This is a genomic window from Pseudomonas sp. WT-JTC (assembly GCF_056711565.1).
Window position 1 is genome coordinate 2,779,049 of sequence record NZ_CM160042.1, and the last position, 21,023, is coordinate 2,800,071.

General features: G+C 59.4%; 20 protein-coding genes. 6 read left to right on the forward strand and 14 right to left on the reverse strand.

What is annotated here, in order from left to right; translation table 11 throughout:
• Positions 1–21: 21 nt before the first annotated feature.
• Positions 22–369, reverse strand: a complete 348-nt coding sequence (locus AC06G5_RS12775; RefSeq protein ID WP_413428171.1) for a metalloregulator ArsR/SmtB family transcription factor — start codon at positions 367–369, stop codon at positions 22–24.
• Between the two features lie 159 nt (positions 370–528).
• Here AC06G5_RS12775 and AC06G5_RS12780 point away from each other — a divergent pair, with 159 nt between their 5' ends.
• A complete protein-coding gene (locus tag AC06G5_RS12780) occupies positions 529–1,029 on the forward strand; it encodes a GNAT family N-acetyltransferase (protein ID WP_413428172.1) in 501 nt (166 codons plus the stop codon).
• Between the two features lie 52 nt (positions 1,030–1,081).
• Here the strand turns inward: AC06G5_RS12780 and AC06G5_RS12785 are convergent, their stop codons facing one another.
• The 4 genes from AC06G5_RS12785 to AC06G5_RS12800 form a co-directional block, all read right to left on the reverse strand.
• Positions 1,082–1,924 (reverse strand): DUF2950 domain-containing protein, encoded by an 843-nt coding sequence (locus tag AC06G5_RS12785; RefSeq protein WP_413428173.1) that lies wholly within the window; start codon positions 1,922–1,924, stop codon positions 1,082–1,084.
• An 80-nt stretch (positions 1,925–2,004) separates the two neighbouring features.
• Complete coding sequence (locus tag AC06G5_RS12790) at positions 2,005–3,546, reverse strand: DUF3300 domain-containing protein (RefSeq protein WP_480459605.1); 1,542 nt, start codon at positions 3,544–3,546, stop codon at positions 2,005–2,007.
• A 159-nt stretch (positions 3,547–3,705) separates the two neighbouring features.
• The gene (locus AC06G5_RS12795) at positions 3,706–4,983 is read right to left on the reverse strand and encodes a tyrosine/phenylalanine carboxypeptidase domain-containing protein (protein ID WP_480459606.1); all 1,278 of its coding nucleotides are present in this window, start codon (positions 4,981–4,983) and stop codon (positions 3,706–3,708) included.
• Between the two features lie 71 nt (positions 4,984–5,054).
• Positions 5,055–5,957, reverse strand: coding sequence for a LysR family transcriptional regulator (locus AC06G5_RS12800; RefSeq protein ID WP_413428176.1), 903 nt, complete (start codon positions 5,955–5,957; stop codon positions 5,055–5,057).
• Positions 5,958–6,087: 130 nt separating this feature from the next.
• On the opposite strand from AC06G5_RS12800, the gene AC06G5_RS12805 reads away from it, so the two are divergent.
• Positions 6,088–6,918 carry an oxidoreductase gene (locus AC06G5_RS12805; RefSeq protein ID WP_413428177.1) on the forward strand — a complete coding sequence of 277 codons (831 nt, stop codon included), beginning with the start codon at positions 6,088–6,090 and terminating at the stop codon, positions 6,916–6,918.
• Positions 6,919–7,007: 89 nt separating this feature from the next.
• Here AC06G5_RS12805 and AC06G5_RS12810 read toward each other — a convergent pair whose 3' ends face one another.
• The 6 genes from AC06G5_RS12810 to AC06G5_RS12835 all read right to left on the reverse strand — a co-directional run bounded on the left by AC06G5_RS12810 (position 7,008) and on the right by AC06G5_RS12835 (position 13,701).
• On the reverse strand, positions 7,008–8,546 hold the full coding sequence (locus AC06G5_RS12810) for a DHA2 family efflux MFS transporter permease subunit (protein WP_413705040.1): 1,539 nt from the start codon (positions 8,544–8,546) through the stop codon (positions 7,008–7,010).
• A complete protein-coding gene (locus AC06G5_RS12815; protein WP_413428179.1) occupies positions 8,539–9,618 on the reverse strand; it encodes an HlyD family secretion protein in 1,080 nt (359 codons plus the stop codon). The genes AC06G5_RS12810 and AC06G5_RS12815 overlap by 8 nt, the downstream gene beginning before the upstream one ends.
• Positions 9,611–10,075 carry a MarR family winged helix-turn-helix transcriptional regulator gene (locus AC06G5_RS12820; protein ID WP_480459608.1) on the reverse strand — a complete coding sequence of 155 codons (465 nt, stop codon included), beginning with the start codon at positions 10,073–10,075 and terminating at the stop codon, positions 9,611–9,613. The genes AC06G5_RS12815 and AC06G5_RS12820 overlap by 8 nt, the downstream gene beginning before the upstream one ends.
• A 188-nt stretch (positions 10,076–10,263) precedes the next feature.
• A complete protein-coding gene (locus AC06G5_RS12825; protein WP_480459609.1) occupies positions 10,264–12,390 on the reverse strand; it encodes a TonB-dependent receptor family protein in 2,127 nt (708 codons plus the stop codon).
• Between the two features lie 349 nt (positions 12,391–12,739).
• The gene (locus AC06G5_RS12830; protein WP_413428182.1) at positions 12,740–12,946 is read right to left on the reverse strand and encodes a co-regulatory protein PtrA N-terminal domain-containing protein; all 207 of its coding nucleotides are present in this window, start codon (positions 12,944–12,946) and stop codon (positions 12,740–12,742) included.
• Between the two features lie 107 nt (positions 12,947–13,053).
• Complete coding sequence (locus tag AC06G5_RS12835) at positions 13,054–13,701, reverse strand: hypothetical protein (RefSeq protein WP_413428183.1); 648 nt, start codon at positions 13,699–13,701, stop codon at positions 13,054–13,056.
• Positions 13,702–14,186: 485 nt separating this feature from the next.
• On the opposite strand from AC06G5_RS12835, the gene AC06G5_RS12840 reads away from it, so the two are divergent.
• Positions 14,187–14,423, forward strand: coding sequence for a hypothetical protein (locus tag AC06G5_RS12840; RefSeq protein WP_413428184.1), 237 nt, complete (start codon positions 14,187–14,189; stop codon positions 14,421–14,423).
• Between the two features lie 87 nt (positions 14,424–14,510).
• On the opposite strand, the gene AC06G5_RS12845 is transcribed toward AC06G5_RS12840, so the two are convergent.
• The 3 genes from AC06G5_RS12845 to gltS form a co-directional block, all read right to left on the reverse strand.
• On the reverse strand, positions 14,511–16,250 hold the full coding sequence (locus tag AC06G5_RS12845) for a dipeptidase (RefSeq protein ID WP_413428821.1): 1,740 nt from the start codon (positions 16,248–16,250) through the stop codon (positions 14,511–14,513).
• A 160-nt stretch (positions 16,251–16,410) separates the two neighbouring features.
• Positions 16,411–16,728, reverse strand: coding sequence for a hypothetical protein (locus AC06G5_RS12850; protein WP_413428822.1), 318 nt, complete (start codon positions 16,726–16,728; stop codon positions 16,411–16,413).
• Between the two features lie 145 nt (positions 16,729–16,873).
• Positions 16,874–18,088 (reverse strand): sodium/glutamate symporter, encoded by a 1,215-nt coding sequence (gltS, locus tag AC06G5_RS12855; RefSeq protein WP_413428823.1) that lies wholly within the window; start codon positions 18,086–18,088, stop codon positions 16,874–16,876.
• Positions 18,089–18,544: 456 nt separating this feature from the next.
• On the opposite strand from gltS, the gene AC06G5_RS12860 reads away from it, so the two are divergent.
• The 3 genes from AC06G5_RS12860 to AC06G5_RS12870 all read left to right on the forward strand — a co-directional run bounded on the left by AC06G5_RS12860 (position 18,545) and on the right by AC06G5_RS12870 (position 21,011).
• Entirely contained in the window at positions 18,545–18,976 is a 432-nt protein-coding gene (locus tag AC06G5_RS12860) for a glycine zipper domain-containing protein (RefSeq protein ID WP_413428824.1), read from the forward strand.
• Positions 18,977–19,254: 278 nt separating this feature from the next.
• Positions 19,255–19,827, forward strand: coding sequence for a hypothetical protein (locus tag AC06G5_RS12865; protein WP_413428825.1), 573 nt, complete (start codon positions 19,255–19,257; stop codon positions 19,825–19,827).
• A 557-nt stretch (positions 19,828–20,384) separates the two neighbouring features.
• Complete coding sequence (locus AC06G5_RS12870; RefSeq protein WP_480459610.1) at positions 20,385–21,011, forward strand: hypothetical protein; 627 nt, start codon at positions 20,385–20,387, stop codon at positions 21,009–21,011.
• The last annotated feature ends 12 nt before the right edge of the window (positions 21,012–21,023 follow it).

The window sequence follows — 21,023 nt, forward strand, 5'->3', positions numbered from 1 at the left end:
ACAGTCTCGACTAATGAAGGGTCAGCAGCAGGCGGAAGTGTTGAGAGGGCGGTCGCCCATCGCGTTCAGGCGAGTGTTGTTGTCTTCAAGCCAATCGGCGTTTGCCAGCAACGTTGTCTCGAGAACGTCACGAACCCACGCCGGCAGGTCAGGATTGAGCCGGTAATACACCCACTGCCCCTGGCGGCGGTCCAGCAGCAGGCCGCATCCGCGAAGCTGTGCAAGATGGCGGGAAATTTTAGGCTGGCTATCGTCCAGGGCACAGACCAGCTCACAAACGCATAACTCGCCTTCACGAGCGATGAGCAAGGTGGCCCGGGCGCGGGTTTCGTCGGACAGACATTTGAATACGGCGGCAGGATTGAGCATTTGCGGGGCTCGACACATATGGAAATACGAATATACGTTTATCCGTATATATTCTGCAAGCCGTTCGGGCTCTGGAAGGGGAAGGTCAGGCTCGGCAAGGTTGTTCAGGTATGAGATAAACTTGAGCCATTTCGGCGCACGACAAAGGAGAGGTGATGAATGGAATCGTTTAGCGTTCGCGAGCTGAAAAAGACTGACACTGAAGCGTTATTGGCGTTCGAAGTCCATAACCGTGAATGGTTTGAATCCCATATTGATGCGCGCGACCCTGCTTTTTACTCGTTGCGGGGTGTAGTCGATCATATCGAAAGCTATTTATCCGATTTTGCCATCGGCGCCTGGCACCCGTTTGTCATCGTGGACTCCAGTCAGACAATCGTTGGTCGAGCCAATCTGAAAAGTATCGACCTGGCGATGGGTTCTGCTGAAGTGGGCTATCGGATCGCTCAACGCGCGTGCGGGCAGGGCCTGGCAACGTTGGCGCTGAGGCATCTGATCCAGCAGGCTCAAGTGCGTTGGGGGCTTACGCAACTGGTTGCCTTTGCCTACAAGGAAAATGTGGGTTCAAGAACAGTCCTTGATCGGTGCGGTTTCAAGCTTGAGCAACCCACCTGTCACGACAACACGGGGAACGAAGAGCGATTCGTCCTGTTGATCTAGACAAGACCCCCCCTGCGATTCGGAGCGTCGCAGCAGGTCAGTGACGCCCCGGTCACTCCTGCGGCGCCTGATCTTCATCCACCTCTTTCCAGCTGTCATCCGGGTCAAAGCGCTTCATCGCTTTCGCCAGTTTTTCACCACCGGGTCCCAGGTCCTTCTCGAACACCTGGCCGTCATGGCTGATCATGAAACTCATCACTCCGGTGTCGTTGTATTTCGCTGGCCATGCGATCAGTGCAAAGCCCCGGCTCATCTTGTCACCGATGAGGTAACTGTAGGCGCCACCCGGTGCCGAAGGTCCCTGGCCATCGAGAATGCGGAAGCGGTAACCATGCCAGTCTTCGTCGGCAATGGCTTTGCCGAACGAAGGCCCCAGGGGGCTGATCTGGTCGCTATCGTCTTCTGCCCAATAGAGTCCATCGTGCTTGCCGGGGGTGCTGAAGATTTTCTGCGCATACTCAAGAGCGCCATCACCGTCTCGATCGACTGACGCATAGTCCATCTGGGCGTCGTGATAGGCCAGCACCGACTGCACAGCGGCGAGTTCATTGCGGCCGATCTGACGTGCACGGATCTCGGCGCTACCGGCCTTCAAGTCAAAGCGCCAACCGTCGGTGGCTTTTGTCATGGGGATGGGCAGTGTCCAGTTCTTGCTGCCAACCGCCAGGACTGCCTTGCGGTCGCTGGTGTTTTCAATGTGATGTTGCTCACGGTATTGCTGCAAAAACGCATCCACATCTTCGCGCTGCACGCCTTCACGGGGGATGTAACTGTGCCAGTCACTGCCCAGCAGCTCGGTCAGGCGTGCCTGATCGGAATGTTCCGTGCCCAGCGCTTCAACGAACGCTTCAGCGGCCTTTTCTGGTGTTGGAAAGGCTTGCTGTGCCGTCGCCATGCACGACCACGCCAAGCCGACAGCTATCGCAAGGACATGAGGGAGCAAGCCCGTGAGTCCCTTCACTCGAGGATGGTTTTTCAACGGCGGCCCCCCCTTTGACGCGCTGGTGGACTGGACGGCCGACTGATCTGCTGACCAGCCGATCGTGAGGCACTGGGGCGCTGGGCGGATGCCTGGCTCGACCGGCCACGATTGGCCTGGAGGTTGGCCTGGGACGGTGAACGTGCGCCGGCGAAAGCATTGTTGCGGGCACTGCCGGCGCTGGCGGCCGGCCGCTTGTTGGTTCCTTGACGCGTCTGCACGGCGCCCTCTTTGCGCTGATTCAACTGGGCGCCCTGGTTCCTGGGTTGCTGATCGGCCTGACGATTCACGTTCCTGGGCTGCTGATTGTCCCGGGTGTTCCTGGCAGCACCCTGGCCTCTGTCAGCCGCCTTCGGTCTGTCTGCACCGGCCTGCAAGCGATTGCCGTCCGCAGTTCCGGACTGGAGTTTGCGCGCTTGATCACGGGCCTGGAGGTTGCTGGTGGCAGGTCGTTCGATACCGTGCCTGTCCATTGAGCTGCGGGCATTTTCACGGGCCTGAGCGCGCTGGGCGTTGTCCCCTCGATAGGCTTCACGCTGACTGGCACCGTTCAATTGGCGGCCGTACTGTTCGCGGCTCTTGTTGTCGCGATAGGGAACGCCATTGCGGTGCACCGGGTTGTGCTGCCATTTGTTCTGGTTGTTGGTGATGCGGTTGTTGGCGTTGATGTTGTTGTAGCGGTTGACGTCGATGTCGACGTCGTTATTGCCCCAGTCACATTCACCCCACAATGCCCCGACGATGGCCACGCCAGTGCCGAACGCCAGCCCCGCCATCAAGGCCTGACCGGGGTAATAGGCGGGCGGTGGTGGATAGTACACGGGCGGCGACGCCGGGTAGGCCCAGGTGCCGTAGGTGGTTGTCGGGTTATAGGTGGGGACGTACACCACCTGTGGATCTGAAGGCTGGATGATGATGGTGGAGCTGCTGGCCGGTGCCGCTTCCGGAGCTGGAGCCGTTGCCTGTGTTGTGGCGGTGGTTGCCTTGGCCGGTGCCGCGACATTCTGAATCGTCACGTTCTGGTATTGGTTGCTCTCCAGGTTGCCAGCAGCCTGGGCCTGACGACGCAAGCGTTGTACGCCGTTCATGACATCGTCGGGCTGCGCCAGGAAGGCATCACCCAGGCGTTGTACCCAGACGGGGTCCTGCCCCAGCGTTGCCAGAACCTGCGGGAAGGCGACCAGTGCCTGCACGCTCGGATCCCAGGGCTGGCTTGCGACTTGTTTGACCGCATCGTCACCCTTGGCATCGGGGTGCGCTTTGGACCAGCTGACCGCCTCACCGACTTCCCCGGGGTACGTGGTGGCCATCAGTACCTGTGCCAGCAGGGGGTCCGGGTAAAGCGCAATGGGCGCCAGCATTTGATCCATTTGTTCTTGGGTGAACACGGGGTCCTTGGTCGCCGCTGTGACGGGCGCCGCATTGGCCGCGCTTGCCGGTGCCGGTGCCGGTGCGGTCGCATCCGCACCCAGTGCCAGGCAGGAATATCCGCTCAAAAACAGTACGGCCGACAACGCGTAAAGTAATGGAATGTGCATTGCACCCCCCATGTGGTCAGGCAGGCTTGAAATGAGTGGATCATCCCTGGCAGGTGCAAGCCGGCTTTGCAAGCCACAGAGCTCAGCCTCGACACCGCTTCCTAATGGTAGCAGCTCATTTCAAGAACCCCGGTTGTCTTTAAAAGGGTGTGATCCCGATCAATGTGCGCTGGCATCGCTTTCGTGTTCTTCGGCGAATGCCATGAATACCTTCAGGTCCAGCACGTCCAGCTTGATCTGGGCGATGAACGCCGAGAAGGCCAGGTTGGCAGCCAGGATACGCAGATCAGAGGCCCAGGCCGGAAGGTAGACCGGTGCCTTGAGCCAGCCGGAGTCGAACAGTGGCGCCAGACGCAGGGTGTCAGCCAGGCTGAGGCGCCCTGCAAACAAATGCCCGACCAGTTCCGGCCGGTTATCGCGGATTGCAATGCGCAGCAGGGTGTGGACGCCGAGCAACCCGGTCAGGTAAGCGGCGTCCTTGGTAAACGCCGAACCGCCACGCAGATCGACGCCACGGAACACCCGTTGGGTTGAGCGGAAGGACTCTTCTTGTGTCTGCCCGGCCGCCAGGAAACCTTCGAACACCTGGATGAAGTCGGCGCCCTCCAGCGCCTGCTGGACGGCGAGTACGCGCAGGGCCAGGCGACGCAAGCGGTTGATGTCCATGCTGCCGGTGAACAGTTCGGCCAGGGTGGCAATGCCTTCCTGAGTCTGGGTCGTGCGCGGTGCGCCCAGACCCAGGCTTATGAGGTTGGGCTGCCGCGCGCCGTTTTGTGCCGTGGCGATATGCACGAAGGCTTCGTGTTGCAACAGCTGATTTTTGTCCAGCTCCGAGAACAGTGCGCTGGCCCGCAGGCGAATGCGACTCGATCCGGCGATGGCCTTGGCGGCCAGGTTCAGATCGAGCACGACCGTAATTTGTCCGACGCCGAAGAAGCGGTCCAGTTCCGGTTGAAGCCAGGCGGCGAACGCCTTGGCCGGAATTTCGGCCGGGCTTGGTGGAATCTGCGCACCGCCCAGCAGGGCGTCGGTGGTCTTGAGGAAGAAATTGGCCGCGTCGAGCATGCTCAGTTGCAAGCGCGTGTAATAGAAGTCCGGACGTCGGTACAGCGCTGACGAATAGTGGGTAAACGCCGGGGTTCCAATGGCGCCCAGCATGTGTCCGGCCGTGGCATAGCTACGGGCGGTCATGGCGAGGAAATTCCCGGCCGGATGCCCCACATCGCAGCGGCTGATAAAGGTTTCCAGGGCGGCGATATCGGCACTGTGGTCGCGGGGCTGCAACTCGACCCTGGGCAGTTCGGCACGCCCGCCGCGCCATTTCGCCAGGAAGTCTTCCTCGACCCCATCCGGCCAGGACAGGGCATCGAGCACGCGGATCTTGCGGGTCAGACCGGGCAGGGCAGCATCGAGCTCGGACAGGCTGGCGGCGCTCATGGATATCTCCTTGAGGGACGAAGTGACGTTACAAAAGCTTAGTCGTCGCGCGCAGTTACGTGTTGAGCTGGCTACGTGTTGAGCTGGCGGGTCGCCCGGGCGAAGTCGATGAATGCCTTGAGCGCTGCCGGCACATGGCGGCGACTCGGGTAATACAGGTGCAGGCCCGGATAGTAGGGGCACCAGTCGGCCAGCACCTGGATCAGGCGCGCATCGGCCAGATACCTGCCAACCATGTCCTCGAACACATAGGCCAAACCCACACCTTGCAATGCCGGCCCGATCATCAGGCTGACATCGCCGAGTGTGAGCGGGCCACTGACTTCGATTTCCTGGGTGATCCCACCGCGTTCGAATTCCCACCGGTACATCGCGCCGCTGGGGAAGCGGTGGCGGATGCACGGCAGGCCATGCAAGTCCTCGGGTTTGTGTGGTGCGACATGCCGTTCGAAGAATGCCGGTGAGCCCACGACCACCGAGCGCATGTTCGGCCCGATGGGCAGTGAAACCATGTCGGCTTCCAGGCGATTGCCAAAGCGTACCCCCGCGTCAAAACCGCCGGCGACCACGTCCACCAAGGCGTCGCTCTCGACGATCTCCAGGCGGATATCCGGGTACGCCTGCAAGAACTGGCTGACAATCGGCAGCAACACCAACTCACACGCCTGTCGACCTGCGGTAATGCGCAGGTTGCCTGAGGGCTTGTCGCGAAAGTTGTTGAGGTCTTCCAGTGCATCGTCGATGTCACGAAAGGCCGGTTTCAGCCGGGCGTAAAGTCGTTCCCCGGCGTCAGTCAAGGCCACGCTGCGGGTGGTGCGGTTGAACAGCCGTACGCCCAGGCGATTCTCCAGGGCGCGCAATGAGTGACTCAAGGCTGAGGGCGTGAGACCGAGTTCCACTGCCGCACGACTGAAGTTCAGGTGCCGGGCGATGCACAGGAAAATCGACAGGTCGGCGGTGGAGGGGGATTTCATTTGTGAGCGCCTTTCACTAAGACATGCAAAATTGCTGGGATTATCACATCAGTAGCACGCGCTTAAAGTCGCATCAACTCATCGAGAAGGCCCGGCAATGTCGCACGGGTCGCTGACAGGAGGAGTTGAAATGCGTACCTGGTTCATTACTGGCGCTTCCCGTGGTTTTGGCACCCTCATCGCAGAACACGCCTTGCGTGCCGGCGACGCCGTTATCGCCACTGCCCGCAATCCACAAGACATCACTGATCGCCTGGGTGATTACCCGAACCTGCTCGCCGTGCGGCTGGACGTCACTCGCGAGGAAGAGGCGCATCAGGCTGTCGCAGAAGGCATCAAGCGTTTCGGGCGCATTGACGTGCTGATCAACAACGCCGGTTTCGGTGTGCTGGGCGCGGTGGAAGAAACCAGTGCCAGCGAAACGGAGCGTCTGTTCGCCACCAACGTGTTCGGTGTACTCAATGTCACCCGCGCCGTACTGCCGCACATGCGGCGCCAGCGTAGTGGTCATGTCATCAACATCTCATCGATCGGCGGCTATCAGGCCTACATGGGCTGGGGTGTCTACGGCTCCACCAAGTTTGCGGTGGAGGGCATTACCGAAGCGCTGCATCAGGAACTGGCGCCCTTGGGCATCCATGCGACGGTTGTCGAGCCCGGGTTCTTCCGCACCGACTTCCTGGACGAGCAGTCGCTGATCAAGACCGCCCTGGAACTGCCGGACTACGAGGAAACCGTCGGCAAGATGCGCCAGTTTGCCGAAGGCGCCAACCATGCGCAGCCTGGCGATCCGGTGAAGTTTGCCGAAGCGATGCTCGCGCTGGTCAACGCCCCAGAGCCACCACAACGCCTGGCGCTGGGCAGCGACACCGTGGCCCGAATCGAGGCGAAAAACCGCTTTGTGCAGGCGGAACTGACCGAATGGAAAGCGCTGGCGCTGTCCACCGACTTCAAGGTCTGACGTGGCGGCCCAACGCTGGTTTCAACAGGTGCGTAAAAACCGGGCGAGTCCCGGTTTTTGCGTTTGTGCAGATAAGCTCACGCCGCTCTTTATTCCATGACCGGTGCCGGCTCTTTCTGTGTCTGGGGGCTTGGGGCTTTGATAATCAGCAACAATGGCATGACCGCCAGTGACAACAGCATCAGCAGCTTGAAGTCGTCCACGTAGGCGATCCAGCTGGCTTGCACGTTGACCAGGGCGTCCAGGGTGGCGCGGCCGGAGGCGGCCATCGGGTCCAGGTAACTCTTGATCGACCCTGCGTCGAAGGCCCGGTTGAAAGGCGTGACGTAGGCACCTATCTGCTCATGGTTAGCCTGGATGTTCTGGGTGAGCAGCACGGTCACGATGGAGATCCCGACGCTGGAGCCGACATTTCGCGACAGGCTGTAAAGCCCGGTGCCTTCGGCGCGCAAGGAGGCGGGCAGGGTCGCGAAGGCAACCGTGGTCAGTGGCACAAACAGCATGCCCAGGCTGGTGCCCTGGATGAAGCCCACCCAGATGACGGTTTGCATCGACACATCAGGCGTCCAGCCGGTCATCAACCCCATCGACAGCGCTGACAATCCCAGGCCCGTCAGCAGTAACAGGCGGGTATCGACTTTGCCCAACAGTCGGCCGGCGAGGAACATGGTCAGCATCGTGCCCAGGCCTCGCGGGCCCATCACCATGCCGGCGGTCAGCACCGGATAGCCCATCAGGGTTTGCAGGTAAGGCGTCATCAGCGCCAGTGAGGCCAGGTAGGTAATACCGACGATGAAAATGAAGATGACGCTGATCGAAAAATTGCGATCCTTGAACAGCTTGGGACTGATAAAGGGGGTGTCTGTGGTGAAGGTGTGGACCAGGAACACATACAAGGCGACAGCGGCCACGATCGCTTCGACCAGGATTTCACCGGACGCGAACCAGCCCAGTTGCTCACCCCGGTCGAGGAACAGTTGCAGGGCCATGATCGCCACGCTCAGCGAGCCGAAGCCGAGCCAGTCCAGGCGGGTCGTGGTGTCGGTGGTCGTTTCGCTGACGTAATAGACGATCCCGGCCAGCGCCAGCATTCCGATGGGCAAATTGATGAAGAACACCCAGCGCCAACTGAAGTGCTCAGTCAGCCAGCCACCGAGCATCGGCCCCAGCACGGGGCCGACCATGACCGACACACCGAACAGCGCCATGGCCGAACCGCGCTCCTTGAGGCTGTAGATGTCCAGCAGAATGCCTTGGGACAGAGGCACCAGCGCCGCGCCCGCCAGGCCCTGCAGCAGGCGGGCGAGAACGATTTCTTCCAGCGACTGCGCCAGGCCGCAAAGGATCGACGAGACCACAAAACCGATAATCGCCCACAGCAGCACGCGTTTGCGCCCGAAGCGTCGGGCCAGAAAGGCAGACGGCGGCGTCATGATTGCAGCGGCGACGATGTAGGACGTCAGCACCCAGTTGATCTGGTCGGAACTGGCCGAGATGCTGCCTTGCATGTAGGGCAGGGCGACGTTTGCAATGGTAGTGTCGAGCGCTTGCATGATCACGGCCAGCACGACGCACGCGGTGATCATCCCGCGATGGGCCACGGGTTCGGTCGCTGCCGGGTCATTCATGGGCCAGAGCCGGGGCAGAGACCTTGTCCGCCAGCAGCCCCGAGAACAGGTGCGGCAGGCCACGGGCCGAGCCAGTGTCGATTTCTGCCTGCACGCTCATGCCGGTGCGCAGCGGAGGTTTTTCTCCGGCGTCATCGATGCTGATGCGCACGGGAATCCGTTGCACGACCTTGACCCAGTTGCCCGTGGTGTTTTGCGCGGGCAGCAACGAGAAGCTCGAACCCGACGCCGGGCTGATGCTGTCGACGGTGCCGTGCCACTGCACGCCGGGGTAGCTGTCGACGCTGATCTGGACGGACTGGCCGGGTTTCATGTGGGTCAGTTCGGTTTCCTTCGGCGACGCCGCGACCCACAGGTGGTCGGCCGACACCAGGCTGATGCCCGATTGTGGTGGTTGCAGGTACGAGCCGACTTGCAGCGAATCGACGTTGGTCACGACTCCGTCAAACGCAGCCCTGACCACCGAGTTGTTCAGGTTGCGCTGTGCTTCGTCGACGGCGGCCTGGGCGACCAGATACGTGGACTGTTGTTCGACGGGGGTTGCGATATTTCCACCGAGTTGCGCCAGCACCATTTGTGCAGTGGCCTTGGCCACGGTGATTTTTTGCCGGGTGCTGTCCAGCGCATGCCTGGCATCGTCGTAGTTGGTTCTGGAAACCGCGGATACGCTGAGCAGGGTTTGCTGACGCTGGAAGCTGGCCTGGTAGTAGGCAAGGTCGATTTGCGCCTGGTCGATTTCGGCCTGCGCCTGCTTGTAATTGGCCTGGAGATTGAGGATCTGGTTACGCACATTGCTCAGTTGCGCCCTGGCACTGGCCAACGCAATCTCAAAGGGTTCGGGCTTGAGGGTGAACAGGACCTGGCCCTTGACCACCCGCTGGTTGTCCTTTACATCAACCGAGGCGACAAGCCCCGAGACATCGGTGGAGACGCCGACATGGTCGGCTTGTATGTAGGCATTGTCGGTGGAAATGATCTGCCCGCCCGTTACATACAGATAGCCGCCGACCACCAGCACGATGGGGAGCAAGGCGAAGAGCGTGGTGCGCACGAGTTGCCGTCTCTCAATCATGACGATGCTCCTGTTCTTCAACGGGAAGATTGCAGGCTTCGATCAGGTTGGACCTCATCCGCTTCATCATCTGCAGTAGCAGTTGTTCCTCCTCGGCAGAGAATCCGCGCGTGGCTTCCTGACGGGTAACCCGGCCCATGTCCCGCATGAGTTGCAGCAGCGGATGAGCCTGCTCCGTCAAGAACAGCAGGGACAGGCGTCGATCCGTGGGGTGCCGACGTCGCTCGACCAAACCGCGCTCGGCCATTTTGTCCAGCAGACGCACGAGGGTGATCGATTCCAGCTCCAGCAGATCCGCGAGCCCTTTTTGATGGATACCTTCATGGGTCGACAGCATGGCCAGCACTTGCCACTGCGACCGGGTGAGGCCGATATGCCGCGCGCGCTGCTCAAACCGCTTGCGCATCAGCCGGGCGCTGTCATGCAGGGCAAAACCAAGGGTCAATGGGTCGGTCATGTTGAAATCTGCTGCTGATGAGTTAACTCATCATAGTTGAGCTTGTAATTAGTGAGCTATCTATATTTGCAAAATAATTGAGGTGAATCGATTCTCTCGACGGAGCCAGGGTGGCTGGCAGTGAGCGGCATCTTTCAGTACTCCGTGAGCGTGCCTTTCGAAGTGCCTTACGGCCGGTAAACCCGACCTCAGAGCAGGCTCCACGACACCCCGACGTACATCGCCATGCCTTCTCCGGGTGTGGATCGTGCCGCGTCCAGCCCTTTGTCGTCGTAGCCCGGCGTGACGGTGGCGGCATAGTGCTTGTCGGTCAGGTTGCGCAGGTCCAGCCAGGTCTGCCAGTCGCCCTTGGGGGCGTTGTAGCCCAGGGTCGCACCGAATATGGCGTAGGGATCGGCGTAGTAGCTGTTGGCGTAGTCGACGGCCACTTTGGATGCCCATTGCGTGTTGAGTGCGGCGAAAAAGCCTTGTGGCCAGTCGTAGCGCAGTTCGCCCTGGTAATAGTGCATCGGCAGGCCCGGCAGGCGGTTGTCGCCAAAGCGGTCATCGTCGCGATAGTGGAAGTCACTGAAGGTATAGCTCTGGCGCAGGCTCAATTGGCCGCCATCATCCGGTGACCAGAGCGGGCTCAGCAGGCTGGCTTCCACGCCCTGGTGCACGGTGGGGCTGGCGTTGAGCTCGTAGGGCGTGGTGGCATTGGCATCCGGCAACACCGAAAGCAATTCATGGCGCACCTGGGCGTAGTACCAGGCCAGGCTCCATTGCCCCAAGGTGCTGTCACCGCGGCCACCGATTTCCAGGGTGGTGGCGGTCTGGTTTTGCAGCTTCACCGGATCGCGCTGGGCTCCGGTGGCGACGCCGCTGCCTGCAGGGAGTCGAATGTTGGAGCTATAGATCAGCGACCAGGGGTGTGGCGCCTCGACCGAGCGGCTGAGATTGCCGAACAGTTGCAGGTCAGGTGTCAATTGATAGCGCAGGCCCACGCGCGGGGCGTAGTCCCAGTCGTGCAGGCTGGTCTTGCCACCTTCCTGCGGGTAGGTGACGTCGCTTTCACGGCGGGTGTAGATCGCAGCGAGGCCGGTGGTCAGCCACAGGTCGTCGGCGATCTCCAGGTCATTGCCGGCATGCAGGACGGTGTCCGAGCCCTGATAGGTGAAGTTGCGAATCGGCGTGCCCGGCGCGTAACCGGCAGTGTTGCCGGTGGGGATGCGCACGAACTCGCTGGCGCCGGCATTGGGCAGGTGTCTGGTCACGCGCAGGCCCAGCGTGCTTTGGCTTTGCAGACCCCAGAGCGTGTCGCGACGCTTGTAGTCGAAGGTGCCGCTGACGTCGGTGTATGCCACCTTCAGGCGGTTTGGTCCCTCGCTCAAGTCCATGGGATAGTCGTGGTAGACCAGGCCGGTCTGGATGCTCGAATCGTCATCGATGTACCAGGTGGTCTTGTTGCCGATAAACGTGCTGCCCGGCTCGTCGCGGCGGTCATCCCGCGCCACGTAGGCGGGGTTGGCCGCCCGAGGGTCGTGCTCGATGGAGTGCTTGGTCACGCGTCCCGCGAGCTCGTTGTCGGTCTGGCGGTGGCGCAGGTAGAAGCGTGTTTCCAGGTCGGGATTGAGGCGATAACCGAAGTTGGTGATGACGCCTTGGCTCTCGCTGGCCGTATGGTCCTGGTAGCCGTCGGCGTTTGCCTCGGTCATGGCCACGTAGTAATCGAAGTCGCCGAGCACTTGCCCGGAACTGACCTGGCGCTGGAGGTAGCCGTGGCTGCCGGTCGCGTAGCGCACCTGCAACAACGGTGAGTCGTAGCCAGTGTGGCTGACGTAATCGATGGCACCGCCCAGGGCCAGTGCGCCCCGGTCGAATCCGTTGGCGCCGCGCAGCACTTCCACATGGTCGAGCCACAGCGGTTCCAGCAATTCATAGGGCGTGCCGCCAGGGCCGGTCAGAGGCAGACCGTCGAGCATGGCGTACAGTCCCGAGGCGTGGGCACCCGGTGCACGGTTGATGCCCGATCCGCGGATCGAAATCTTCACCCCTTCGTTACCCGCCGACTGGGCATGGATCCCGGGCTGGTAAGCCAGCACATCCTGGTTGCTGGCCACGCGCCCCTGCAGCGGGCGGCGCAGGTCGACCACATTGGTACCGCCGGGCACCTGGGCCAGCCGCGCCTTGGCGGCCTCGATCGTCTGGTCTTCGTCGCTCCGGTCCTCAGCCCCGATCAGCACTTGTCCCAGTTCCAGGCTCTGAGCCTCGGTCATGGCCGGACAAACAAGGGCCAGGCCCAGCAAGGCAGCGGGCAAGGATTCAGGCGAGGGCATTGGGGAAACTCCAGACATACGGCAACGGGCAATGAACAGTGCGACGCATGAAAGGACGAAGGAAACACATGGCAATCGCAGGAATCATTCCGGGCTATGCCGGCCTGACAACGCAGCAGATTCATGAAAAGGGGGAGGGAGCAGGAGGCCGCATTCTTGCTGCGGTGATTCGGGACGTGAAGCAGCCCTTCGCGAAAGGCTGCTTACTATTGTGGATTCAACGGGGTGATTCAACGAATTGGATTCTTGTAACCAGGATCCCGGCTAAACCCACACAGCGGCACCTTGGGTGCAGCATTTGAAGCTTGAGGCCGCACATTTCCGACGGCCTCGGGACTTGCTACACGGATCAGCTATTGCTGTGATCGGCGGCCTTGGCTTTGCTTTCGGCTACAGCGGCTTCAGCTTTCTGCTTCTGGGCAACCTGGAAGGCTTCCATCGAGACTTTCCGGGCCGACTCCATGCGAGTGAAGGTACGATCACCGCCACCTGTGGCCATTGCCAGGGAAGAAGCGGTCAGGGCGGCGACTACGAAGAGAACTTTCATGGATTTCATTTGGGTTTCCTCAAATTGAGAGTTGGTAAATAACTAGAATTTGTAAATAACGAATAGCGGTATGTATCTGCTAACGCAGAACCTGCCTGTTCAACCTGGCTTTACCATCAAGCCAGGGCGGCGTGTCGTGCGCTCCAGGTGTCTTGTTCCAGACGTCCTTCGCTGCCTTTGTTTTTTGCATAGGCGGTGAGCAGTACCATCGTCGCGAATCCACCGACGATGAGAACCGGATAGGCTGCCAGCAATTCGACCAGCGAGTATTTCCAGGCCAGCGGACGACCAACACCCAGCATGGCGGCATAGAACCACGACACCGCAGAGAGCGCACCGGAGAACAGCGCCAGCATGCGCAGGTTGAAGGAAAGATTAAGTAACGAACCGGCTTTTTTCAGCGCCGGCAATACAGCGCTATGCAACACGAAGCCGTTAAAGGTCAACAGTACAACGATCCCGATCTTGGCTTGCAGTTTTGGATTGAGGAAATACTCCATCCCCTTGCCGGCATAATCGATCCCGACAATACCAATGCCCGTAATCCAAAGGGCCCAAAGTGCAAGTACTACGGTTTTTTGCAGGCTTTCCATGTGTGCGTCATCATGGTGACCTGACGCATCTCCCTTCAGGAGTTGCTTGACCATTGCGACGTCACTGGTCAATACCAGGCCGATTGCCACACAGCAGGCGATAAGGTGGAAATACACAACGCCCAAACGAACATATTCCACGGCTGGCGAAGAAAGAAAACTAAGATCCATGGTTGCCTCTTTGTTTTAATAGTGAATCAACATGACGCTCGGCACGGATTAATTGGAATTTTCCGTTGCGGATGGCAGTCAATATCCACTCATTACTATTAATTAATCTTGCGGCGTTACGCGGCCAAGATAAATGTGAGTTTCACGAATGAACTATTAGTTAGTCATTCGACACTTCCATTTTTAGGTAACAAAAAACCCCAATCGCACTTGGTGCATATGAGGTTTAACTTCCGCTTCTGGGGGTCAGGTGAGGGTCAGAGCCGGTGTCACCTGCTGCGTATTCTGAACGGAAAAACCCGTCTCCGTTCATTTTTTGATCAGTTTTACTGACCAACGGCAGTGTCCATGGCTGATTGTACATTGCCATCTTTGGCGACGCGGCCCGCGTCGTTACTGGCTTTTCGACGAGTCGGAAGGTAGTCGATAGCACCGCCGATTTTTTCGTCTTTTTTTCCGGATTGCATGGGGAAAATCGGAGAGGTATGACCAAATCAGCCATGAAAAACCCCTTGGTCTGGTTAACCAACCAGTTAAAAGCACTGCCATTTTCCCCTCGAAAAAGCACATTTTCGGCATGGCCACAGTGGATGATTTTATATTGTGACCGGCAGCAATCGACCAATGGTCAGACATTCGCCTGGCTTTACCCGATGATGCACCGTTGTTGCCCCCTATTGAACATTGCGCTGCTCAAGCATTCCGTTCGATTGAAAAACTGAGTTGGCTGGCGGCCGCCGCTACGATGACTGTCGATCGTCATGACAGGTCAAGAATCGGACCCGCCACGAGGGCGGGTCCAAAGGGGGTCAGAGTTTCGGCAATTGCCCGATGCGGCCCATCATCTCGGTCACGATCTGCAAGTCCAGCAGGAACTGCCCGGTGGTCTTGAACTCGTTGTCGTTGTGACCGGTGTATTTGACGTCCGGCATGGCCAGGCCGAATTGCACGCCATTCGGCAGTTCGTGCACCGATGTGGCGCCGGCGGAGGTGCCGAACTTGTGTTCCATGCCGAGGTTTTCGCTGGCCGCCGCGAGCAGGGCCTTGACCCATTCACCCTCGGGGTTGCGGTACATCGGTTCAGCAATCGACAGGTCGAAGGCCGGTGCGATCCCGGTCTTCTTGCTCCAGGCGTCCAGCTTTCCGGCGATTTCGGATTTGAGTGCTTCAGGTGACTTGCCCTTCGGCACGCGCAGGTTCACCGCGAGCTTGAAGGCTTTGTCATTCATCCCGACATAGGTCAGGGAAGTGGTCAGCGGGCCCATGAACTCATCGGAAAAGCCGACACCCAATTTGCCACCCAGGTAATCCAGCCCCCAGTTGTCGGCGGCGTAGCGGGCAGCATCAGTGATCTGGTTGTGCTTGAGCGCCACCTTGCCGTCGAGGCTATTGATGAAGTCGAGCATCCTGGCCACCGGGTTCACGCCGGACTCGGGTTCGGAGGAGTGCGCGGACACGCCGGTGACCGTCAGTTTGACGTCCTTGCCGTCGACCTTGGCAGCCACCTCGAAGTTGCCGCCGTTGCGCTTGGCATACTCGGTGCCGGCCTTTTGCAGACTGGCGGCCAGTTCGGCGGGCTTGTCGGTCACCAGGGTCGCAACCGATGTCGACGGAATCTGGTTGGTGGCCAGGCCGCCGGTCATTGCGGTGATTTCCGCGCCCCGGCCTTGGGCGTTGCGCTTGGCGAAGCTGGCCATGACGGTGCCGTAGCCTTTCTCGGCGATCACCACCGGGTAGCCACCATCCAGCGCCAGGTTGTAGTCGGGGGTCGGGTTACGTTCGAAGTAGTAGGGGATGGCGTCGCCCGTTGTTTCTTCGGTGGTGTCGACCAGCAGCTTGAAGTTCCTGGCCAGCGGCAGTTTCTCTTCCTTGATGATCTTCATGGCGTAGAGCGCCACCACGATGCCGTTCTTGTCATCCTCGGTCCCGCGGCCATACATGCGATCGCCGACCAGGGTGACCTTGAATGGATCGAGGCGGGTGCCGTCCTGCAGCACCCAGTTCTCTGGCGTCACTGGCACCACATCGGCATGGGCGTGAATGCCCACGACTTCATCGCCGGTGCCTTCGAGGGAGATCTCATAGACGCGGTTGTCGATGTTGCGAAAATTCAGGTTGAACGCCTGGGCGAGGCCCTTGATCTTCTCGGCAATCCTGATGAATTCGGGGTTGTCGTGCTGGGCAACGCCGTCCACGCGCACGGTCGCAATGGCCACCAGCTCCTTCAGGGTTTCGGTGGCTGCGCTGCCGTATTTCACCCGGGCATAGAGGCCAAGCAAACGATGGATCTGGTTTTGCTGCTCGGCGGTAAGCGACTTGTTGTCGAGGAACGCACGGATGGCCGGACCGAGGTCGTCGGTTGTGGCTATATCGCTCTTGGCCAAACCTTCCAGGAACTGCTTGAAATCCTTGACCGACGCATCACTGAAGGACTTCAGGATGAGTGCGCTCTGTTGTGGCGTGATGTTGGCGTGGGCAGCGGTGGTGAACGATGAAAGGCTGGCGAGCATGAGAGTGGTCGCAGCCAGGTGCTTGAGTGAAAAATCCATTGCTGGGGGCATTCCTTTGCAGGTGGTTTGTAAGAAATATCTGATCGTTTGATCAGAAACATTTGCAAACTAACACCACAAGCGTGTGAAACGGGAGCCCCTGAAGTGGGATCTGTCGCACAGAAATGCAAAAGCGGCGCAGAAACGAAAAACCGCTCTATCAATGCTTACATTCCGAGAACGTCACTTTGCAGGTACCCGGCGTGCCGCCGGATCGGCCGGAATAGCGTATGCAATTATCCAGGGATTTCTGGCGAGCGATGTCCAAAGTGTCACCCCAGGCGAGGCCACCCTCGCCGACGGTGGGGAGTGCCTTTGCAAAGCAGACCGAGCCGATGTTTGCGGCTGGAGTTGGAGCTTGAGCCGTAACCGTAGCCGTGCTGGCTTTGCCTGAACATCCGGCCAGCAGCGCCAGATTGGCGGCGAGCAGGGAAAACAGGATCCATGACGAGCGTCGGCGCGCAGTTTGTCCTGTCATCCCGGTTCCCCCTGTCTCAAGAGGCGTGTTCAAGTTTGTGTCTATTCAGATTAGGCCCCTGTCAGGACATCATCCAACCTCGGCTGGTTTTTTCCTCAATCAAAAGAGTCATGTGTTTTTTAGCATTGGTCCTGTCCGATTGGCTCTATAGACCACTGAACATACTGATGATCACGGCATTGACCAGGTCAATGAAAAAGCCACACACCAGCGGCACGATCAGGAAGGCCTGGTGGGCCGCACCGTACTTTTGCGTCACGGTCGACATGTTGACGATGGCGGTCGCCGTGGATCCGAGGGCAATCCCGCCGAATCCGGAAGCAATCACGCTGGCTTCGTAATCGCGCCCCATGCAGCGGAAGACCACAAAATACGTATAGAGGACCGTCAGCAGAATCTGCAGGGTCAATGCGCACAGAATGAACATCAACGCGCCGCTGAGTTGCCATAGCTGAAGCCCCATCAGGGCCATGGTCAAAAACATGCCCAGACAGATATCGGAGATCAGCGACAGGCCCAGGCTGGCGCCGCTCCAGGTTTTCAGTCGTTGATCGCCCACAAAGGCGAGAACGAGGTGGTGAATGACGATGCCCGCGAACAGGCAACTGACAAATTTCGGCAAGGTGACGCCGGCTTCGACCAGCAGCAGGTTGAGCCCATAGCCGAGCATCAGGGTCAGGTTGAGCCACATCCAGGCCCAGAGCACGTCGTAATAGTCCAGTGGTTTGCTCGGTTGTTGCTCGAGAATGCCGACTTCCAGGTCCGCATCCCGCGACGGCGTCAGTTGATAGCGACGTATCAGTCGGTTGGCGATAGGGCCGCCGATGACGCATGCGGCAATCAGGCCGACGGTGTTGCTGGCGATGCCCAGCTCGTGCGCGTTACCGATGCCCAGTTTATCGACGAAAAGCGGTGCCCAGGCCAGGGTGGTGCCGACCCCGCCCGTGAGGGAAATGGAGCCCACCATCAAGCCGGCCTTGGGATCGAGCCCAAAAGCCTCGGCCACACCCATGCCCAGCGAGTTCTGCAGGAGAATGAACACCGCGGCGAGCAGCAGCAGGATCAGCAGCGGGCGCCCACCCTTGAGCAGTTGGCGCATGTCCGATTTCAAGCCAATGCCGGCAAAGAAATAGAGCAGCAGGGTGTCGCGAACTTGCAGATCGAATTCGATCTGGATATTCAGGCCGAAGTAAAGCAGGGACGTAACCGCCGCACAGACGAAGCCGCCGACGACCGACTCGGGGATGCAGTATTGACGGAGAAAGGCGTTGTGCTGGACGAGGGTTTTACCGAGGAAAAGCAGGAGGATGGCAAGGGTAAAACTCACGAGGCCGTGAACTTGCAAGAGCTGTGAAGTCATTTAAGGCCTGCCTAAAAACTGGAAAATCATTATCAGGATTCGGTCAGTCAATGTTTGGACCTGTATCAATGAATCGGTCGATACAGCAAATGCCAGCCTAGATTTTCCAGATGGCTGTCCGATTATCAGCTACGTCTGCGCGCCAGGAGTGAGGACAGCCTAGCCTAAATGGGAAAACCCGGCTGCGTTGGCATAGGCCGCCATAACGCTCCCAATGGCCAATCAAATATCTGACTTTAGCCGCTCGATCAGACTTGTAGGAGCGAGCTTGCTCGCGATGGACTCAAGAGCGCTGCGTTTAGTCAGTAATCACGCGGCATCGTTAACGACCATCGCGAGCAAGCTCGCTCCTACAGTAAGTAGATTGTTATCAATGTACGGCCGGAAATATGTTGACCTGACTGTTTCGTACCAACAGACTTTCGTTCTCTTGTGTATTTCCAATAGGTCTGTTTGATGCGTAAATCATTTTCCGTCGTAGCGTTAAGTTTTCTTGTATCGCAGTACTCCCTTGCCGGCGAAGCCACCAACACGGCGGTCGGTGGCGGTCTCGGCGGCGCCCTTGGAAGCGTGGTCGGCCAAGCCATGGGAGGTAGCACGGGCGCCGCGATCGGAGCCGGTGTAGGCGGCGCGGCTGGGGGCGCAATGACGGCGAAGAGCGGCAAGAAGACTGAATCGGCTATTGGTGGTGGTCTCGGTGCAGCGGGCGGTCAGGTCATCGGCAACAGTGTCGGCGGTTCCACTGGTGGCTTGATCGGCGCCGGACTGGGCGGCGCAGCAGGTGGTGCTATCGGCAACAATATGGCCGATGACGATGACCACCACAATTCCGACTACAAACATAAGAACAAGAATAAATATAAGCACAAACACAAGCATGACGACTGATTGCCGGTACTGAGATAGTGCTATCGAGACAGTTGTTTCAAAAGGGGGCGAGCATAACGCTCCCCCTGATTGCCGCCAACAGCGCAGGCCGGCGACCCGGCTACATTCATCTTCCACAGCAATGACCATCTCCATGTGTAAACACCGTCGTATTGCGATTGGTTCAGCACATGTTGATGAAAGCTTATCTTGAAAACGCAAATGCTAATTTGTATCATTAGTTTTCAAAATCAGCGAAGCAGGGAACGCAGCGCCCAAACAATAATAAGGTCAAGGCAATGCTCAAAATGCTTCTCGTATACGGTCATCTGCTCGCTACGTGTATTGCCCTGGGGAGGGTGTTGCAGGCGGATCACAAGCTTTGGAGTTGGCGCAAGGAAACACTGGATCAGGTGCGGCTTGAGTACGTTGAAGAAACTCAGAGGATCGTCAGCCTCGCCCTGCTGGCCCTTTGGGCAAGCGGATTGTTGCTGGTGCTCCAGGGGTATCTCAATGAAGGCGACGCGTATCTGCTCAATCAGAAACTCTGGGCCAAGGTGACTGTCGTCGCGCTACTTAGCCTGAACGGTGCATTGTTGCATCGAGTCGGCTTCCCGTTGCTGCAAAAGGCTCCATTCGTCGCACTGCGCAGTGCAGGCCGTACGCGGCTCGCGTTGTTGGGCGCGTTTTCCATGAGCGGTTGGCTGTTCGCCGCTTTCCTTGGGGTAGCTCGAGCCTGGAATCACGTGCTGCCTTATCAACATGTGATGGGCGCATTCGCTGCATTCTCGTTACTGGCTTGTTGCGTGGCACTTGCAGTCGCCGGCAGGGCGGGCAGTGTCGGTGCGCAAGAAAACTCGGTCCCGGGGTAGCTTTCAATGACGTGCAGCCGGTTCGTTGGCTTAAACGAACTCCGTCGAATTGTGGCGGGCTTCAACGAATCGGGCTGCGGTCACGGGGCATTTGCGTAATCAAAGGATGCCTTCGTCCGGGAAGCAGAGGGCGAGTCCATCGACTGTTTGCAGACCTGCGGCTGTGCAAGAACTGCACCGGGATGTTCCTGGCCTGTGCCTCCAGTCGAAAAGGCTGATCAGCTGATGCTGGCAGTACTCCCCCCATTTCGGTGTTGCCCCAGCCGCCGTCACTTCCCGGTGATCGCCTGTGGTAGAGGCTTCTCGACCACTCGTCCTTTTTCCATGGCCAATTGGCCGTCCCCCGATAATTCGATGGCGTCCCCAACCGCCGGTCGGCTTTTTCCTGTGCCGGTTGACCCTGAGCCAGAAAGGGCTAATTTCAATACGTGGGAAAAAATCCCACGCGGAATATTCAAGATAGACTGTAAGTCTGACGGGTTGCTCCCTTGCCGCTCCCGGTTTGCAGCGCGGATAGCGTTGGCACTGCTCGCGGCAAATCATCAGGAGAATGCACGATGAACACTTACCTGCTTTTCAAGAAAGGTTTACTGGCGCTGGCCATCGGCGGCGTCCTCTCGGCTTCCATCGTTTTGGTACCGGATTTCGTTTCCCATGATTCGAGTGCCTATGCCAAGGATGGCGGCGGCGGCGGCGGCGGCGGTGGCGGCGGCGGTGGTGGCGGTGGCGGTGGCCACGGCGGAGGCGGTAGCGGCGGTGGTGGCGGTGGTGGCAACGGCGGTAGCGGCGGTGGCGGCCACGGTGGCAACGGCGGTGGCGGTAGCAGTGGTGGAGGCCATGGTGGCAACAGTGGTCACAGTGGCAGCGACCATGGGAATGGGAACTCAGGCAATTCCGGTCCTGGAAGTTCGAACTCCGGTCGCGGTGGCACCCATGCAGAAGCAGGTGACGATCACGGTGTCCACGTCGGCGGCGAGCCGGGTGATGACCGCGGCGTCCACGTCGGCGGCGAGCCGGGGGATGACCGCGGTGTCCATGTCGGCGGCGAGCCGGGTGATGACCGCGGTGTCCACGTCGGCGGCGAGCCGGGTGATGATCGCGGTGTCCATGTCGGCGGCGAGCCGGGTGACGATCGCGGCGTCCATGTTGGCGGCGAACCCGGCGACGACAATAGCCAGATGTGAGGCGGGCTGATG

Coding starts and splice junctions, on each gene's coding strand:
- AC06G5_RS12865 (WP_413428825.1), top strand. CDS start 19,255: ATGCTCAAAATGCTTCTCGTATACGGTCATCTGCTCGCTACGTGTATT.
- AC06G5_RS12785 (WP_413428173.1), bottom strand. CDS start 1,924: ATGGCGACGGCACAGCAAGCCTTTCCAACACCAGAAAAGGCCGCTGAA.
- AC06G5_RS12850 (WP_413428822.1), bottom strand. CDS start 16,728: ATGACAGGACAAACTGCGCGCCGACGCTCGTCATGGATCCTGTTTTCC.
- AC06G5_RS12840 (WP_413428184.1), top strand. CDS start 14,187: ATGACCAAATCAGCCATGAAAAACCCCTTGGTCTGGTTAACCAACCAG.
- AC06G5_RS12860 (WP_413428824.1), top strand. CDS start 18,545: ATGCGTAAATCATTTTCCGTCGTAGCGTTAAGTTTTCTTGTATCGCAG.
- AC06G5_RS12805 (WP_413428177.1), top strand. CDS start 6,088: ATGCGTACCTGGTTCATTACTGGCGCTTCCCGTGGTTTTGGCACCCTC.
- AC06G5_RS12825 (WP_480459609.1), bottom strand. CDS start 12,390: ATGCCCTCGCCTGAATCCTTGCCCGCTGCCTTGCTGGGCCTGGCCCTT.
- AC06G5_RS12775 (WP_413428171.1), bottom strand. CDS start 369: ATGCTCAATCCTGCCGCCGTATTCAAATGTCTGTCCGACGAAACCCGC.
- AC06G5_RS12870 (WP_480459610.1), top strand. CDS start 20,385: ATGAACACTTACCTGCTTTTCAAGAAAGGTTTACTGGCGCTGGCCATC.
- AC06G5_RS12830 (WP_413428182.1), bottom strand. CDS start 12,946: ATGAAATCCATGAAAGTTCTCTTCGTAGTCGCCGCCCTGACCGCTTCT.
- AC06G5_RS12845 (WP_413428821.1), bottom strand. CDS start 16,250: ATGGATTTTTCACTCAAGCACCTGGCTGCGACCACTCTCATGCTCGCC.
- AC06G5_RS12795 (WP_480459606.1), bottom strand. CDS start 4,983: ATGAGCGCCGCCAGCCTGTCCGAGCTCGATGCTGCCCTGCCCGGTCTG.
- AC06G5_RS12790 (WP_480459605.1), bottom strand. CDS start 3,546: ATGCACATTCCATTACTTTACGCGTTGTCGGCCGTACTGTTTTTGAGC.
- AC06G5_RS12820 (WP_480459608.1), bottom strand. CDS start 10,075: ATGACCGACCCATTGACCCTTGGTTTTGCCCTGCATGACAGCGCCCGG.
- AC06G5_RS12810 (WP_413705040.1), bottom strand. CDS start 8,546: ATGAATGACCCGGCAGCGACCGAACCCGTGGCCCATCGCGGGATGATC.
- gltS (WP_413428823.1), bottom strand. CDS start 18,088: ATGACTTCACAGCTCTTGCAAGTTCACGGCCTCGTGAGTTTTACCCTT.
- AC06G5_RS12780 (WP_413428172.1), top strand. CDS start 529: ATGGAATCGTTTAGCGTTCGCGAGCTGAAAAAGACTGACACTGAAGCG.
- AC06G5_RS12815 (WP_413428179.1), bottom strand. CDS start 9,618: ATGATTGAGAGACGGCAACTCGTGCGCACCACGCTCTTCGCCTTGCTC.
- AC06G5_RS12835 (WP_413428183.1), bottom strand. CDS start 13,701: ATGGATCTTAGTTTTCTTTCTTCGCCAGCCGTGGAATATGTTCGTTTG.
- AC06G5_RS12800 (WP_413428176.1), bottom strand. CDS start 5,957: ATGAAATCCCCCTCCACCGCCGACCTGTCGATTTTCCTGTGCATCGCC.